Annotated in this window: 17 protein-coding genes; 10 read left to right on the top strand and 7 right to left on the bottom strand. The window is 58.9% G+C overall.

What is annotated here, in order from left to right:
• The first annotated feature begins 266 nt into the window (after positions 1-266).
• On the top strand, positions 267-800 hold the full coding sequence (locus ACVWXZ_RS02675) for a thermonuclease family protein (protein ID WP_457402780.1): 534 nt from the start codon (positions 267-269) through the stop codon (positions 798-800).
• A gap of 105 nt (positions 801-905) precedes the next feature.
• A complete protein-coding gene (locus tag ACVWXZ_RS02670; protein ID WP_414389825.1) occupies positions 906-1,574 on the top strand; it encodes a cofactor assembly of complex C subunit B in 669 nt (222 codons plus the stop codon).
• A 73-nt stretch (positions 1,575-1,647) separates the two neighbouring features.
• Here ACVWXZ_RS02670 and bchI read toward each other — a convergent pair whose 3' ends face one another.
• On the bottom strand, positions 1,648-2,706 hold the full coding sequence (gene bchI / locus ACVWXZ_RS02665) for a magnesium chelatase ATPase subunit I (protein ID WP_011431779.1): 1,059 nt from the start codon (positions 2,704-2,706) through the stop codon (positions 1,648-1,650).
• Positions 2,707-3,094: 388 nt separating this feature from the next.
• Here bchI and ACVWXZ_RS02660 point away from each other — a divergent pair, with 388 nt between their 5' ends.
• Positions 3,095-3,439, top strand: a complete 345-nt coding sequence (locus ACVWXZ_RS02660; protein ID WP_238376835.1) for a DUF4168 domain-containing protein — start codon at positions 3,095-3,097, stop codon at positions 3,437-3,439.
• 75 nt (positions 3,440-3,514) lie between these two features.
• Positions 3,515-4,054: a DUF3611 family protein gene (locus ACVWXZ_RS02655; RefSeq protein WP_457388750.1), complete on the top strand. Its 540-nt coding sequence runs from the start codon at positions 3,515-3,517 to the stop codon at positions 4,052-4,054.
• Between the two features lie 338 nt (positions 4,055-4,392).
• Here the strand turns inward: ACVWXZ_RS02655 and ACVWXZ_RS02650 are convergent, their stop codons facing one another.
• Together ACVWXZ_RS02650 and psaK are read right to left on the bottom strand one after the other, a co-directional pair.
• A complete protein-coding gene (locus ACVWXZ_RS02650; RefSeq protein WP_414332566.1) occupies positions 4,393-4,530 on the bottom strand; it encodes a photosystem II reaction center protein K in 138 nt (45 codons plus the stop codon).
• A gap of 121 nt (positions 4,531-4,651) precedes the next feature.
• Positions 4,652-4,897 (bottom strand): photosystem I reaction center subunit PsaK, encoded by a 246-nt coding sequence (psaK, locus tag ACVWXZ_RS02645; protein WP_011431775.1) that lies wholly within the window; start codon positions 4,895-4,897, stop codon positions 4,652-4,654.
• Positions 4,898-5,254: 357 nt separating this feature from the next.
• Here psaK and ACVWXZ_RS02640 point away from each other — a divergent pair, with 357 nt between their 5' ends.
• From ACVWXZ_RS02640 to ACVWXZ_RS02630, 3 genes are all read left to right on the top strand, one after another.
• Positions 5,255-6,226: a fatty acid desaturase gene (locus ACVWXZ_RS02640; RefSeq protein ID WP_457482106.1), complete on the top strand. Its 972-nt coding sequence runs from the start codon at positions 5,255-5,257 to the stop codon at positions 6,224-6,226.
• A 1-nt stretch (position 6,227) separates the two neighbouring features.
• Positions 6,228-7,109, top strand: coding sequence for a hypothetical protein (locus ACVWXZ_RS02635; protein WP_457482124.1), 882 nt, complete (start codon positions 6,228-6,230; stop codon positions 7,107-7,109).
• Positions 7,110-7,179: 70 nt separating this feature from the next.
• Positions 7,180-8,049 carry an SDH family Clp fold serine proteinase gene (locus ACVWXZ_RS02630; protein WP_414342647.1) on the top strand — a complete coding sequence of 290 codons (870 nt, stop codon included), beginning with the start codon at positions 7,180-7,182 and terminating at the stop codon, positions 8,047-8,049.
• On the opposite strand, the gene ACVWXZ_RS02625 is transcribed toward ACVWXZ_RS02630, so the two are convergent.
• Positions 8,041-8,760, bottom strand: a complete 720-nt coding sequence (locus tag ACVWXZ_RS02625) for a J domain-containing protein (protein ID WP_457482105.1) — start codon at positions 8,758-8,760, stop codon at positions 8,041-8,043. The genes ACVWXZ_RS02630 and ACVWXZ_RS02625 overlap by 9 nt on opposite strands.
• Positions 8,761-8,805: 45 nt before the next feature.
• Here ACVWXZ_RS02625 and ACVWXZ_RS02620 point away from each other — a divergent pair, with 45 nt between their 5' ends.
• Positions 8,806-9,096, top strand: coding sequence for a DUF3082 domain-containing protein (locus tag ACVWXZ_RS02620; RefSeq protein WP_457439415.1), 291 nt, complete (start codon positions 8,806-8,808; stop codon positions 9,094-9,096).
• A 61-nt stretch (positions 9,097-9,157) separates the two neighbouring features.
• Here the strand turns inward: ACVWXZ_RS02620 and sixA are convergent, their stop codons facing one another.
• From sixA to murA, 3 genes are all read right to left on the bottom strand, one after another.
• Positions 9,158-9,745: a phosphohistidine phosphatase SixA gene (sixA, locus tag ACVWXZ_RS02615; protein ID WP_457441526.1), complete on the bottom strand. Its 588-nt coding sequence runs from the start codon at positions 9,743-9,745 to the stop codon at positions 9,158-9,160.
• A 137-nt stretch (positions 9,746-9,882) separates the two neighbouring features.
• Complete coding sequence (locus ACVWXZ_RS02610; protein ID WP_457439419.1) at positions 9,883-12,018, bottom strand: lytic transglycosylase domain-containing protein; 2,136 nt, start codon at positions 12,016-12,018, stop codon at positions 9,883-9,885.
• 185 nt (positions 12,019-12,203) lie between these two features.
• A complete protein-coding gene (gene murA, locus ACVWXZ_RS02605) occupies positions 12,204-13,520 on the bottom strand; it encodes a UDP-N-acetylglucosamine 1-carboxyvinyltransferase (RefSeq protein WP_457402852.1) in 1,317 nt (438 codons plus the stop codon).
• Positions 13,521-13,865: 345 nt separating this feature from the next.
• Here murA and ACVWXZ_RS02600 point away from each other — a divergent pair, with 345 nt between their 5' ends.
• Together ACVWXZ_RS02600 and ACVWXZ_RS02595 are read left to right on the top strand one after the other, a co-directional pair.
• Positions 13,866-14,519 (top strand): DUF3386 domain-containing protein, encoded by a 654-nt coding sequence (locus tag ACVWXZ_RS02600; RefSeq protein WP_457402791.1) that lies wholly within the window; start codon positions 13,866-13,868, stop codon positions 14,517-14,519.
• Positions 14,520-14,719: 200 nt separating this feature from the next.
• Positions 14,720-16,021 (top strand): GNAT family N-acetyltransferase, encoded by a 1,302-nt coding sequence (locus tag ACVWXZ_RS02595; RefSeq protein WP_457402793.1) that lies wholly within the window; start codon positions 14,720-14,722, stop codon positions 16,019-16,021.
• Positions 16,022-16,066: the final 45 nt, after the last annotated feature.

The following is a 16,066-nucleotide window of genomic DNA, read 5'->3' as shown; positions in this document are numbered from 1 at the left end:
AAGCGCATTCCTCCCGGCACTGACCCTACGGGTACAGTGCGGGGCTCCTGCGATTTCTAGCTGAAGAAAAGCGAGCAGGAATGGCTCAGTCGCCTGGGAGCCTTGGGCAACCCAACCAACGGCGGATCTACTGCTGGCCAATTCAAATCTGCGGTGGGATTGTTTTCTGGAGAGTTGCCGCTACCATTACACTTTGAGCGTTGCCACCGGAAACTCCCCGGCGGGAAAAGAAGAGGGGGCTGCGTCCAAAGTGGGGGATTAAGGTCATGTTCCAGCGTATTGCTCTCGGCTCTGCTGCATTGGGATTGCTTCTGGCCATACCCGTCCTTCCCAGCCACGGGTTTGGAGAGCCCCGGGTCGTTCCCGATACCCCGTTCTACTTCGACAACCACCGCTTCGATCGCTACCCAGATGCGGTTGTGGTGCGGGTGGTCAACGGCGACACCCTAGTGGTGCAAATCGAAGGGGAACAGAAGATGCGCCTAATCCGGTTGGCCGGGATCGAGGGCCTCAGACCGGGAGAAAACCCCTTTTACCAGCAAGCTATTGAACTGATGCGAGAGCGCATCCTCTACCGCACCGTCAAGCTGGAAGGGGATAAGCTGCTGCGCAACGCAGATGCCACGGGCTTGGTGGAGGCTTATGTCTGGCTAGAAGGCCATCAGATGAACGCCATGTTGGTGCGCAATGGCCTGGCCCGCATCATCCCCTACAGCCACAACATCAAGTACGACAGCTACTACGGTGGCCTACAAGAAAAAGCCCAGCAGGAGCGCCTTGGCATTTGGAGCCGTCTCTGAGTTGGCTTTATACTGAACTTCAGTTCTTTAATCTTCAAGGGAGCAGAGAGGAAAGAGCTTCTCCCTTCTCTCCCGTTACTTCCTCTAGGTTATGCCTAGCCTGCCTTGACGGTTGAACCCACTCCAGCCCCCAGGGATCCCAATCGCTGGGTGAGGCGGCTGCCTCTGGTGACCGGCCTTTTGGGCAGCGTCCTTTTGGTTATTAATCGACTGGCCTTTACGCCGGAATTGCTTACCAGCCAGTCCCGTTCAGATGCCTTGGGGATCCTCCTCAGCGCCGTTTTGATCCTGACCGGCCTGCTGTGGCAGCAGATCCAGCCTCTTCCACCCCAAACGGCCCCCCTGCAGGGGATCCCCGGCTGCGATTGGCATCCCGATCTTTCCGAAAGCGAGAAACTGGAGCTGGCTTGGGCCTCCCATACCCTGCTCAGCACCACTGCCGCCCGCACTGTGGTGATCTGGGTGGGTGGGCGAACCCTCCTGCAACGGGGGATCCTGGCCAACCCCGGCCAGATGCCCTCCATTCAGCCCAAGAGCGTTTTACAGCGGGTCTTGCAGACGGGGCGGCCCGTGTATTTGGTGGATCTCAAGCTGTTCCCGGCCCGCGCCGAGTTCGATGGCCTGTTGCCCCCCGGATCCCAAGCCGTGCTGTGCCAGCCCATCGGCCAGAAAGGGTGCTTGATTTTGGGGAGCGATACCCCACGCAGCTTCAGCCGGCAGGAGCAAGCCTGGATTGCCGCCATTGCCGACAAGTTAGCGGCCCTATTTGGCTGAGGTTCGCCGCTCCCAACTTCCCTTCGCCGGGAGAGGGGCCGGGGGTGAGGGCTAGCAGCGCGGAGTGCTTGGGCTAGGCGGCGCTCTCTAGGCTCACCTGGAACACTTCGCTGAAGGCTTTTTCCACCTTGTAGCCGGAGTCGATGGTTTCCAAGGGATCCTTGCGCAGGCGGTGACGCAAACACAGGCTGATCACCCGACGGATATCGGCGACGGTGACCTCACTGCGCCCCTCTAGAGCTGCCAGGGCTTTGGCAGCCCGGTTGGTTACAATGTCTCCGCGCAGTCCATCCACCTCCAAAGCCGCACATACTCCGGAGATCTTCAAGCGCAAGTCGGGATCCACTGCCACGTTGGGCAAAAGATGTTGGGCTTTTTCGATGCGCTCCCGCAGGCGCTGCTGGGAATCGGCATACTTGGCCAAAAAAGCCTGGGGATCGGCGTCGAACTGGCTGCGCTCCTCCACGATCCGCACCCGCAGGGCAGCATCTCGCACCGTTTCGATCTGGACAAACATGCCAAAGCGATCCAGCAGTTGAGGCCGCAATTCCCCCTCTTCCGGGTTGCCGGATCCCACCAGCACAAACCGAGCCGGATGACGAATGGAAATGCCCTCCCGTTCCACGGTGTTCCAGCCTGAGGCCGCCGCATCCAGCAACACATCCACCAAGTGGTCATCCAGCAAATTGACTTCATCCACGTAAAGGATGCCTCGATTGGCCTTGGCCAACAGCCCCGGCTCAAAAGCCTTCACCCCCTGAGCCAAGGCCCGCTCAATGTCGAGAGTGCCACACACTCGGTCTTCTGTTGCCCCCAAGGGCAGATCCACCATCGGCACCTGGATCCAAGTGCTTTCCAGCGTTTCTCCCGCCTGCAGGCGCTCCCACACTTGATCGCTCATCAAGTCCCGCTGTCGCGGGTGGCTGTTGAAGGGATCCCCTTTCACCACCTCGATCTGGGGCAGCAGGTCGGCCAAAGCGCGGATGGTGGTGGATTTGCCCGTGCCGCGATCCCCCATGATCAGCACTCCGCCAATGCGCGGGTCGATCACGTTGAGGAGCAAGGCCAATTTCATCTCCTCTTGGCCGACGATGGCCGTAAACGGGAAAACCGGGCGACGTTCCAAATGCATAGGGGCAATAACCAACAATTCATCCCCATTATCCCAGAGGCCACTCCCTTCTGGGTGTCAGATAGGCTGGAAAGGGACTGGAACTGGAACCTAAAGACCAGTTTTCGGTCAAATGGAAAAGCAAGCTCAGTTGTCAGCGTGGACGACGCCCTGGGCTTTCACAGAGAGGAGCAGATAGGATCGAAGCCCGCGGGGTTCATCAGAGTGTTGAACCGGCGTGGGGCCGAAAGCTCACAAAAACCCTAGGCAACCTGAGCAACAGTTGGCGGGTGGGGAGACATCAGCGGTGTCAGGCAAAGCAAGTCGGAGATGGTGGACGGCATTTCCAATCCAAAGCGTGGTCCAAAAAGGGCTGGTGGGTTTGATCTGGGTTTGCACTTGGATCCCTGTGCTCACTGTCTCTCTGGCCGTGGCTCAAACCCCCACCACCTCTGTGGTGTTGAGCGATGAGCAGGTAACAATGTACGCCCGTATCGTCTTGGAGATGGAGCCCCACCGGCAAGAGGCCCAAAAGCGCTCCCAAGCCACGAACGACCCGGCCAGCAAAGATCAAATCCGGCGAGAATTCATCCGCACCGCGACCGAGATCATCACTCGCCACGGTATGACCGTGCCCGACTACAACCGCATTACGCTCTTGATCCGCTCCGAAGAGGGCAAAGCTTTGCAACAGCGCATTGAGGCCGAAATTCTCCGCCTACAAAGCGAGGATCCCCAACCGCCAGCCCGATAAAAGTGACTGGGGCCAGAGGATAAAGATAGGCTGGAAGCGGAAGTTGCTGTTCATCCAGGCGAGCGGGGGAAAAAGATGAACGAGCCCATGTCGCCGTCAGTGCGGGCGGCTATCGAGCGGATGAAGTCTCGCTTGCGCCTGACTCGTCGCTTCGGGTTTTGGTTCCAGGCGATCTTGGGGGCGACGGCGCTGCTGCTGTGGTTTGGCTTTTTAATCGGCCAAAATACCGTCTATCGAGATGACTCGCTGGGGGCTGTCATCGCCTTCTGGTTCACCTTGTTTACATTGCTCACCCTGGCAGCCGGTCTATTTTTCAACTGGCGCTACTTGCTCCACGCGGAGCGCCGCTCAGCTTCTGCCGATGCCCTAAGCCAATTGGATCTGCCCAAGCAGTTGCAGTTGGTCACCTATATCAGCCTCATTGGGGCCTTCCTCGCTCTGATTGGTATGGAAGCCCAAGTGGGCGAGCTGTTGGCGCGCATGTTTTCCCGCACCCAGGCCAACCAGGTGACAGGAGTGCTGCTGCTGGCCGCCAACATCAACGTGACGTTTGCCCACTTCGTCTGCTTGGCAGGGGTTCTCTGGATTACCGGTGTCCTCGACCGTGAGCCCTAGCGCCGGATCCCTGGCCCACCTTTGGGAGTCATGTGGACAGTGGCGAGACGGCTTGTTGTTTTTATAGTCGTTTACAGTCGTTCCAGTTCAGGGCAAGACACCTGAGCTACTGTTCGCGCTAGCGGGACGGAGTCTTTGAAAGGCCTTCTGGCACGGTGCATTTAACGTTTTAGGCGTGGGTGCAGTGTCCTAGTTTGAATCGAAATGACCATAAATGGGCAAAGCAAAGAGCCCCCAACTTGGGAGATAAGCTGGGGGAAGCCCTTTAGGTTTGCTTGAGTTTTCTCCAGACCACCCAGGCCTTTGAGACCTTTGCGACCTCAGTAAAAGCAATGGCTTTACTTAAAGCCCACTGCCGCTTGCCAGACAAAAGCCAGCAGGAAAAACAGAACAGGGATGATCGGCAAAATGTCGATCAGCGGGTCAAACAATTCATAGCCTTCCGGCAAACTGGCCAGGAGCACCATCGCTGACATAGCAACAAACCTCAGGGGAAAATGCGGCTGAAGAAACTGCTTCTTTCAGAATTAAAATAGAGCTTAACATCATCCAGCAGGGATCGGGACTAAGTTCAAGAAATGTAAAGGAAGTGGCGACCTAGAGAACGCCAATGTTAGAGAGGCCCAAAACGACCCCCACTCCCAACAAATGGCCAAAGCTGGCAACCCCGATGACTTCTGGCCAGGTCATTCCCAGTACCGGCCCAGTCTCTGAGGCCACTCCAGAGGAGGATTTGAAGCTCAAGTAAGCCAGCCCTGTGCAGAGCAGAATGATCACGGCGTTCAGGGGGGACCAGGGGCTGGTTTGAGCGGTCAGAGCCAACAGCGCAACAACAGGCATCATGGTTTCCATCCTCAGCTCAGGTTAACCGACCCTTAGATTACCCCTCCTGCTGGGATCCCCTCGCAATCTGCACATGAATTGCAACAAAACCTCACACTACGGCTTTTCTCTGGCTTCAGGGGCAGTTTGCCGTTGCCGGGATCCTTCAGGAATCCTTGGCCAGGAGAGGAAGGTGCCCCCATGGCTGGGGTTGTGAGGAAAATAAGGCTTGGGCTGAGAAGCTGGGCAGGTCTCTGCCGTATACTAACGAAAGTTAACAAACTTATCTCTTCGATCTCTTTTCGGTGTGATGACTGGGACGCGCTGCCTCGACCCATCCTCTCTGTCTGCACTGTGCGCACCTAAGGATGGCTGCCGATGACTGTTGCTGCTACTGCTGAACCAGCCCAAAAACCTTTCGCATTGCCTCGTGAGCTGTTGGGGCCACCCTCGGAATTTTGGAATCCCACCTTGCTGATGTTTTTGGCTGCGGTGGTGCTTTCGGCCTCTTGCTTTGGCGGGTACGCCTTTTGGCACTGGCCCAAATGGATGGTGTTCTGGCTCAATTTTGTGGCCCTCTATGTTCTGGGCACGGTGATTCACGATGCTTCCCATGGCTCGGCCCACCGCAACCGCTTTCTGAACGAGGCACTCGGACACGGCTCTGCCCTGTTGCAGGGTTTTGTCTATCCCGTCTTTAAGCGGGTACACATGCAGCACCACGCCCACGTCAACCATCCTGAAGACGATCCCGATCACTATGTCTCGACGGGAGGGCCGCTGTGGCTGATCGCGCCGCGGTTTTTCTACCATGAGGTGTTTTTCTTTAAGCGGCAGCTCTGGCGGAAAGGTCGCTGGGATCTGCTGGAGTGGGGCTTGAGTCGGCTGGTGGTTATCCTGACCTTTGGTCTGGCCAGCTACTTCGGCTACACCGACTACATCATGAACTATTGGCTACCCCCTGCCTTTATCATGGGGTTCTTGCTGGGCTTGTTTTTTGACTACCTGCCCCATCGCCCTTTTCAATCCCAAGAGCGGTGGTACAATGCCTGCGTCTATCCCGGATGGCTGACCAACATTCTGCTGTTGGGGCAAAACTATCACCTGATCCACCATCTCTGGCCTTCTGTTCCCTGGTACAAATACCAAGCAGCCTACTGGGCAGCCAAACCTGAGCTGGACGCGCGCAACTGCCAGCAAACGCTGGGGATCTGGGAGAAGGGAGAGTTTTGGGGCTTTTTGTACGATGCTCTGATCGGTCTGCACTGGCACAAGCCCACTTCAGCTCACCCCGCTGCGCCAGCCAATCCAGAATCGGAGGGATCCCCTGCGGATCCACAGCTTGGCTAGCATGGTTTGGCCAACGCTGCAAGTCCCGCAGGTGCTGCTGTTTGTGGAAGCGGCCAGCCTGTTGCAGGACTCTAGCCAGGTTTTGTTGCAGGCCGGTCGGGCAACGGCAGATTTGCCAGAGTTGATTGCAGAAGCGCAGGCGCGGGCCGAAGTCCAGGTGCAGCTCCTTGGGATCCCCGCAGACTTGCGGGCACAGGTGCGAGGGATCCTCAGGTTGACCTCGCCCCAAGAGGTGCTGGCCTACTTGCAGGACTTGCTGGACAGGGGATCCGGCCCGGATTTGGAAACCTTTTTGGAGCAGGCGGGATCTGCCTCTACGGTGCTGCGCTTTCCCCCCCTGTTGGTGGGGGCTGTGGCTCTGGAGGTGGTGCTGGAGCGGTTGGACTTTTCCCCAGAAGAGCGGGCTGTGGTGCAAGCCCAACGGGATCAATGGGAACAGGCTCTGGCGGAATTGGCCATCCACCACAGGGTTTCCCCAGAGCCGCTGCAGGCTGCTGCCGAGACGGTGCTGCGGGCGGCTTCAGCAGAGGAGCTGCTGCAACTGGGGCAGGATCTCCTTCAAGATCTCCAAGATCTCGCTGCTGCTGATTCTGAGCCAGAAGCCGAGCCCCAGGTGGAATTGGCGGGGCCTCTGCTGTTCATGATGGTGGCCGATCACCTGTTGGCCCAAACAGAGTATCCGCTGACCCCGGAGCAGCGGCTGGACTTGCAAACCAATCGCGCCGTGGCAGAAACCCGCTACTTGGCCATGCAAAAGTTGGGCCGCATTGAAAACTTGGCGGAGCAGCAGGCTTATATTCGATCCTGGATTGACCAAGCTTCCGTACCGGATTTGCTGCAGGCTTTGGATCGCTTTTTCGCGGCGTCTGAACCCAACTCGTGAGGCCCAGAGATCACCAAAGGTTTGCTATCCCCTATCCTGGAAGCAAAGGGATCCCACTTGAGGTGCGAAAGTGGACTGGGGCAGCCTGTTCTGGATTTTCCTGATCTTCAGCTCTTTGCAACCTCTGCTGAACCGTCGTGCCCAAGAGTTCCGGCGCTTGATGGCCATTCGGGAGTTGGAGCAAAAGCGGGGCAGCCGGGTGATTCTGCTCATTCACCGCCAGGAGTCGATTAGTTTTTTGGGGATCCCGGTTTCCCGCTACATCAGCATCGAGGACTCCGAACAGGTGTTGAGGGCAATTCGCCTTACCCCACCCAATACCCCGATTGATTTGATTTTGCATACCCCCGGTGGCCTGGTGCTGGCCACGGAGCAAATTGCCCGCGCCTTGATCCGCCATCCGGCCAAAGTGACAGTGTTTGTGCCCCACTACGCCATGTCGGGGGGGACAATGCTGGCCCTGGCCGCCGACGAAATCGTCATGGATGCCAATGCAGTCCTGGGGCCGGTGGATCCACAGTTGGGGGGGTATGCTGCCGCCAGTATTCTGCAGGTGGTGGCGGATAAACCCATTGCCGAAATCGATGACCAAACCTTGATCCTGGCAGATCTGGCCCGCAAAGCGATGCAACAGGTACAGAACTTCGTGCGGGATCTCCTGAAGGACGATGTGCCCAAGCGCAAAATTGCCCCCGAACGCATCGAGCCCCTCATCCAGTACCTAACCAGTGGACAAGTTACCCACGACTACCCCATCACCGCCGAAGAAGCCCAAAGGTTGGGCCTGCCCATTTCTACCGAGTTGCCACCCCAAATCTATGCCCTGATGGACTTGTACCCGCAGGCCACCATAGGCCGTCCTTCTGTACAGTACATCCCTATCCCCTATGATCCCCGCCCCGCTCTGCCCAGAGGGGGATCCCGCTCTGGCCTAGGGTGAACTCTTGGCGTAAGCTTCCATAGCTTCCAGGCGCAGCCCCCCTGCCCGGCGAAACAGCTCTTGTCCGGTGTGCAGATGGCGGTCGTCGAAGTTCAGGGGGAAATACTGCAGCTCCTCTAGAGCGTCCTCTAGGTGGTTGAGGGCGTAGTAGAGGCGAGAAGCCACTCCCCCCAGGCTGCTGGGATTGGGGAGGCGGCCAAAGATCTGCTGGGCTTGGGCCAGTTTCTGCGCACACTCTTCCAGATAGTCAGCAAAAGACTGCAACAGGTTGGGATCAAAGGGATCCGCCGCCAAAGCATGCAACTGAGGCTCTAGGGAAGACAGCAGGGGCCCCAAAACTCGGTTTAGGGGGGTGTAGACCTGTTGGATCCAGGCTGCGCGGGCGATGGCTTCGTGGCTGACGGTTTCATGGGGAGATCCCCTCGGCTGAGGGCAGGGTGAGGTGCGGCTGGAGTGCAATTGCCGGTCGTAGTCGCGGCGAGATTGCGGATCTTTGAGCACCGCGTAGGCAGCGTTGATCTGGCGGATGCGCTCAGCGGTGGCCCGATCTTTTTTGGCCAGCAGGCTATCGGGATGGTGGTACTTGACCAAACGACGGTAGGCGGACTTGATCTCCTCCGCCGTCGCCCCCACGGCAACGCCCAAAACTTCGTAATGGGATCCGCTCTCCATAACCCCTAGGCTTGCCGGAAAGAAAAGAAACTTCCACATTGTACCTGCAGCCTAGAATAAAGGTGAGTTTTCCGGTGCTGCCCCATGTCTTCTTCTCCACAGGGATCCCCCAACCCTTTCAGTGCCCTCTTGGGGGCCGCCATCGCCGTCAGTTTGGGCTACGGGTTCTTTCAACTGCTGCTCTCGATGTTGGCCAAGTTGCCGCCGATCGATGTGGAGATTGGATCGTTGGCCCGCGGAATCAGCATTCTGGTGCGCTACCTGCTGGTCGGTTCCGTTTCCCTGATTGCCTTCATGTTTGCCATGGTGGGGTTGGGGCTGGCGGCCTATTGTGTGCAATTGCTGGGAGAGCGGCTGACCTCCTCTCAGCGCTGAACCTAGGGGCACAACCTCTGGCCGACTCGTTGGGCGTTTATCATGATGAGCCAGCTTCTTCTCAGCGCAGCACCACCTTGGGGGAGAGCAACAAAGTCAGGGATCCCTGGCGGTAGTCAATCCGGCCTTCGGCAAAGCGCACTTGGGCTAGGCCCGCTTTTTTGAGGGTGATCGCGTCGGCATGGGCCGGGTTTAGACCAACAGCCGCTTGTACCCACAGGCTCAGATCCGGCTGGTGACCGACCAGAGCCAAAGACGCCAGAGGTTCCCGCTCTGCTTGCCAGCGCACCAGGTCAGCAAAACTGCCGCCCGGAGCCAGCGGTTCAAACACCTCCACAGCTTCGGCCAGGTTCTCGTCCAAAAAGATCTCAGCCGTCTGCCGAGCCCTCACCAGGGGACTGGTGAGCAGGAGATCCCACCTCCAGCCCATGTTCTTGAGCTGGCGGGCAATCTTGCGGCAGCGCTTGCGACCTTCGTCTGTAAGGGCCCGAAAGGCATCCTCGACTTCTGGCCGGGGTTCCTCGGCTATGCCATGGCGAATAAAATCCACGGCCAATTCCTGTCGGGCAGTCTGCTTTTCTGCCGCCCCCTGATGGTGCTCCGCGCTGCTAACGCGAACGCTCTCCTGTTGTTCAGACCCAGAGACCATAGAACCCCGTCCTGTCAGCGCGAACGGCACTGTCAAATCTTGACTGCCAAATCTTGGAATAACTGTAACTCTCCCAGAATACTGTGGGAAAAAAGCCCACTCCCTCTACGGCAGCACTCCCGCGACAAAACCGGAAGTCATGAAGAAGACGAGGGGTTATGCAGTCGCTGGCTGACCAGAGTGCGCCCCTCCTGGGTGTAGAGCTGCCAGTAGTTCCAGTAGTTGCCAAACACGGACTTCACATAGCCCCGGGTTTCGGGGAAGGGGATCTGCTCCACAAACACGTCCGGATCCCCGAAGCCAAAGCGGTTCAGCCATCTGGCCACGTTGCCGGGGCCACCATTGTAGCTGGCCAGGGCCAGCAAGGTGTTGTCTTGATAGGTGCGGTGGGTGTAGTCGAAGTACCAGGATCCCAGGTAGAGATTGTCGGCGGGGTTGGTGAGGCTGTACTGGGCCAGGCCGATCTGCTGGGCAATCCAGCGGCCAGTAGCGGGCATCACCTGCATCAAGCCCAAAGCCCCCGAGGCCGAGACGATCTCTGGCTCAAAGCGGGATTCCTGCCGGATCAAAGCCGCCACCATCAAAGGATTGAGGTTAAATTGCCGCGACCAGCGGGCCAAGCCGGGTTGGGCGTAGGGATCCCCGCTCCAGGAATTGTCTGGGCCCGCATAGTAGTGCAGCGGATAGATGGCCTGCCAGAAATCTTGGCGCTGCCTCAACGTCTCCAGCAAGGGATCCGGCTCTTCGCTAAAGCGCAAAGCAGCCACCTGGTTAATGCCCCGCAGGTGCTCTCCGGCGCTGTTGCGCAAAATGCCCGTGACAAAGCGCTCGGCAACGCTCATCTGGCGGGGATCCCGCTGCACGGGAGTTTCGCCCTGCCAGCGTTCCCAGGCCAGTTGGCTGGCTCCCATCAAATGCAGGGTTTGCGTAACTGCAGAGACCCCTGGCAACGGTTGGCGCACCGGCTGAAAATCCACCTCAACCCTTTTGCGCCCGCTGTAGAAATCCCCCACCGGCCAGCCCAGTTGCACTGCCGACCGCCAGCCGTAGTAGGTGTGGGGAAACTGCCGCAGCACCTGCCGATAGGTTTGCCGAGCTGCAGCCACATCCCCCTGCTGTTCCCGCCATTTGCCCGCCCAGTAGAGCAGTTGTGCCCCCATTTCCGTGTCCCGCTGGGCGGATCCAATCTGTTGAGCTAGGGCGATGGCTTGGCTGAGATTGCCTGCTTGCGCTTGGCTCCAGGCCACCGTCCAGGCGGCGTTGGCCGCAGCTTCGCTGGCTGGAAAGCGATCCCAAAGGGCTTGCCGGGTGGCTTGGGCCGATTGGGGGCTGGCGTTGCGATCATAGAGCTGGCTGAGGCTGAGCAACGCCTCTGGAGCTTCTTTATCTGAGCCGGCTCCCACCTGTCGAAGCAAGTCGATCGCCGTCGGCAGGTCGCTCAGTTCCGCCAAACGGCGGCGGGTGAGAGAAGCCTCTGGCCCATCGGGAAACTGTGCCAGCAGCGCTTGGTAAGCCGCTTTGGCCTGGGGAAACTCCCGCGAGATCTGGTGGCTGCGGCCCCAGCGGTAGAGGTTCTGAGAGGTGGCGGGGGCACGCCCATAGGCCCGGGCAGCTTTGCCGTACTCCCGTTGCTCCCAGTAGGCATCGGCGAGGATCTGCCAGTCGGAAGCCGTGAGGGATCCCTCCTGAGCCTGCCGCCAGCGATCCAGCAGCGGCGTTAGCCCAGGGGTTTGCGGGTGATGTTGGGCCAAATCCCGCAGCAGGTCATAGCGGTCGGGATCCAGCTCTAGCAAATGCTTGAGGGCACGTCCAGTCAGCGGGTGGGTGGGAAATTGCTGCCGCAGCCGATCCACCTGGCCCATCCCCCAGAGGGCGTAGGCGGCCACAGGACTGTGGGGATATTCCTGCAAAATCTGGGGCCACCAGATCCCTTGGGCTGTTTCCTTGTCCTGCAACTGTTCATAGGCTTGGGCCCTGAGCTTCCAAATCTCTTCCCTCAGAACCGGCAGGCTCTCTTCCAGCCCCTGCAAATGCTTCAAGGCAGATTGCGCTTGGCCGGCTTGCAGCGCTGCGTAGGCCCGCAGAAAGGCCGTTGTGGAAGTTTGGGGCAGTTGCGTCGGATCCCTGTCTTCTCGTGCAGAGGCCACTTCTACGGTTTCTGCCCAGGATGAGGTGTAGAAGCCCCAGACAGCTCCACCCAGAGCCGCTCCCGCTGCCAGCACACCGGCAGCCCATCTTGTCCAGCGTCGTTGGCTGCTTGTCAGGATCCCCATGCTTTACCTCCCCACCACCTCTGACCTACGATACTCAACCTGACTGCGTTGAGTCACCAGACAACTCGATACTTGCGAAACGGCTGGAAAGCTCACCTGGCAAGCGGTCACCGAGCATTGGGGCCAGGCGATAGGCAGGGAGAGATGCAACGATTTCTTCAAACTTCAAACGGCGGTGAAACGGCTCATTTCCCCAATTGCGTTGTCGGGCTTTCACTGCGGTACACCTTGGCCCCGACACTGCGCAGCTTTTCGTCAATGGCTTCATAGCCACGGTCGATGTAGTGCAATCCGTGGATCGTGGAGCAGCCTTCAGCCGCCAGACCGGCCAACACCAGGGCCGCACCCGCCCGCAGGTCGGTAGCCACCACCGGAGCGCCGGAAAGGGACGGCACCCCTCGGATCAGGGCCACTCGGTTCTTCAGGCGAATATCGGCTCCCATGCGATTCAGCTCGGGAATGTGGTGCATGCGGTTTTCAAACACCGTCTCCTCAATGGTGCAACTGCCCTCGCTCAAGGCGGCCAAGGCCATGATCGGCGCCTGCACATCGGTGGGGAAACCGGGATAGGGCAGCGTTTGAATATCGGTTGCCTGACACAGCCAGCCTGAGCTCAGTTGAGCCGGGGCAATGCGCAGCCGGTTTGGGCCTTCCTCTTCCACCCGCAGCCCCATCGCTTGCAACTTGGCGATCACCGCCCGCAGATGATCGGGAATAACAGGGCCAACCGTGAGGTGAGAGCGGGTAATGGCCCCGGCAATGAGATAGGTGCTGGCCTCGATGCGGTCGGGAATGACCGTGTACTCTGTTCCATGCAAGCGGGGCACCCCTACCACCACAACCGTATTGGTGCCGACACCGCGAATGCGGGCCCCCATGGCTTGACAAAAACGGGCTAGATCCGCCACCTCCGGCTCTTGGGCGGCGTTCTCGATCACCGTTTCTCCATCCGCCAGCGTAGCGGCCATCATCAAGGTCTCGGTGGCACCGACGCTGGGATAGTCCAGGTAAATACGGGTTCCCAACAATTTACGGGCATAGGCATGAACCACCCCATGCTCGATTTGTACCGTCGCCCCCAAGGCTTGTAGACCCCGCACATGCAGATCCACAGGACGAGACCCGATCGCACAGCCGCCGGGCAAGGGAACTCTGGCCACCCCCAGCCGCGCCAACAGAGGCCCTATGATGAAAAAGCTGGCCCGCAACTGGCTGACCAATTCATAGGGAGCTTGAGAGGTTTTCAGGGAGCTGGCATCCAGGTCGAGGGTATTGCCAACATGGGAAACCTTAACTCCCAGCGTGGCCAGGATCTGTCCCATGCGTTCAATGTCCAGCAGACGCGGCACGTTGTGAATTCGACAGGCCTCAGGAGCCAAGATGGCCCCGGCCATCAGCGCCAAGGCAGAGTTTTTTGCCCCGCCAATGGGGATGTGGCCACTCAGGGTCTGCTTGCCAATGATTTTCAGCACTGGCCCCATCATCTCTGGCGCGGTTGCCATGCCGGTCTGGGGCGGCGTCAGGCCAGGCTCTAGGGGATCCGCCCCGCTGACGCGATTGTCAAAACCTTTCAATCTCCCTCCTCACCCACAAAAAATAGGCGAACCCTTCTCAGAGAATACTCTGGGGATCACAGCAGCGGCTAAACTCGCAAGCCAAATTGGGTGTGAGGAAGAAGTTCCCATGGCTGTGCTTCTATCCTGCAGCAGCGGACAGGGGAGCGGCTAGGCCAGTTCACCAGATGCAGGTTCTCAGCGAAGGCAACTGGGGGGCAGCCCAACAGCAGGGGGCGGTATGATGGATGCTCAGGGGAAGTGCTTGCAAGGAAAACAGGAAGGAGACAGCCGATGATTGCCACTCAAGTCTCTGCCCAAGAGTTGTTTCGGGCCGCCTATGAAAACCGCTACACCTGGGATCCCGCTTTCCCAGGCTACAGCGCCGAGGTCAGCTATTGGGATGGGGAGCGCACATTCGTTGGGCAGGTGCGAGTGGGGGCAGACCTAAAGGCCACCGTTACGGGCGTAGAAGATGAGGAAGCTCGAAAAGCCATTCACAACCAACTTTGGGAGATTGCCATTCACCGAGTGCGCCGCAGCTTCGACGAGACCCATGGGAACAACACCTTCCGTTACGGCCAAACCCTGCCCGATGGCACAGTGGAGATCCTGGTGGGGGGCAAAGCCGAAGGGGATCGCTACCACGTGCGCGATAACCAGGTTACCATGGTGCATCGGCATATCCACGGAGTGGTGGTTACCATCCACACCTTCAGCAGCCACGATACCGGCGAAGGCTATCTTTCCCACCGCTACGATTCCGTCTATCACGATCCCCAAACGGGCCAGCAAAAGGGCGGGCGCAGCCAATTCGAGGATCTGTATACAAAAGTGGGCAAGTACTACATCCTCTCGGAGCGGTGTATCCAGACGGAGACGGAAACCGGCCCTGTGGAGAAGCGCTTCACCTTCAGCAACTTGACCTTGCTGGACACTGGGGCGTGAGCGACCCGGCATTGACCCCAGCAGGGTAGGGGGCCAGCTCTCCCGTTCGTCACTGTTGGGCAGCTACCGGGAGGCTGAGTTCACGCCCTTCTTGGCGGCCAAGCCTTTCTCGATAACGGGAAAGCCGATCTGTAGGCTTTCAAGCTTTGTTGCAGAACGATCCTCCCGGTTAGAAAAAGCAAGAGAGCCTGAGCTATGCTTTGAATATTCTCCCGCCTGCGATTGGCATGGACAACACCACAGCAAAACCTGACCCGGATGCCGAAGCCCCCATTGGTGCCCCTGAGCTGATCATTCGCCCCGCCCAACTGGGGGATCTGGAGGCTGTGGAAGAGATTTTGGCGCAAGCCTTTGATGAAGAGTACAGCAGCCGCTCGGTGGATATTCGTCGCCAAGTGCGGCGGTTGCGCCAGTGGTATGGGCCCCTGAAAACCCTGACCCTGTTTCCCAATCGCTTCCAGCACATGTTTACAGTGCATGTGGCGGAGCTGAAGGGCAAGATTCAGGGGGTGATTCAGGTTTCTCCCTTCAACCATTCCCGCAGCACCTGGCGGGTCGATCATATCGCAGTGGCGCCCTCTGCCCAGCGACAGGGGGTGGGATCCCGGCTGCTCAAGCACTGCATGGAGCACTTTCGGGAAGCTCGCACCTGGATCCTGGAGGTGAACATCCACAACAAAGGGGCAATGGCGCTCTACCGGCGCAACGGCTTCCAACCCTTGGCTCAGATCACCTACTGGTCGATTCCAGCCGATATTCTGGCAGCTCTCAGCCAGCACGAGCCCAAATTGCCCAACCTGGTGCCGGTGACCAACCGGGATGCCTATGCCATCTACCAACTGGATACGGGATCCATGCCGGCCACTGTGCGCCAGGTGTACGACCGTGAGGTGAACGATTTTCGCACTAGCCCACTGGATTGGCTTTTGGAGCAGGCCAAATGCGCCATTAGCCAGACGGAGCGGGTGGAAGTGTGTGTTTATGAGCCCGAACGCAAAACCGCCATCGGCTACTTCAACTTGAAGTTGGATCGCACCGGGCAGCAACCTCATGTGGCCAAGCTTACGGTTCACCCTGCCTACACTTGGCTTTACCCCGAACTCATGGCCAAGATGGCCCAGCTTACTCAGGCTCATCCGCCGCAATCTCTGGCCTTGGCCTCCACCGATTACCAGCCGGAACGGGAGGAGTTCTTGCTGAAGCTGGGAGCCCAGGATGTAGAGCGGACGTTGCTGATGTCGCGTTCGGTGTGGCACAAAATCCGCGAAAGCCGCCTCTTTACCTGGGATAGTGCTTATCTCAACGCGATGCTGCGGGGATTACAGGTGAAGCAGCCGGTGCCGGAGCGGTTTGAGGGGCCACCGGAAGGCTGGCTGGAGCACCACTTTCATCCCATCAGCCCAACTGAGCCGGATCCCAGCTCTGGTCGCGTCGGCGGTGCGGAGTCCTCACCAGGGCTCTCCAGAGACTCCCAATCTGAGGCTTCTCCACCCCCTAGCTAAGGGAGAGAGAGCCCCAATCCTGGCTTGCTTGCACCTTGCGAAAAA

It is taken from the genome of Thermostichus sp. MS-CIW-38, from assembly GCF_054058415.1.
Note: the sequence above shows the minus strand (reverse complement) of the source record. Positions and strands in the feature narration are given on the sequence as shown.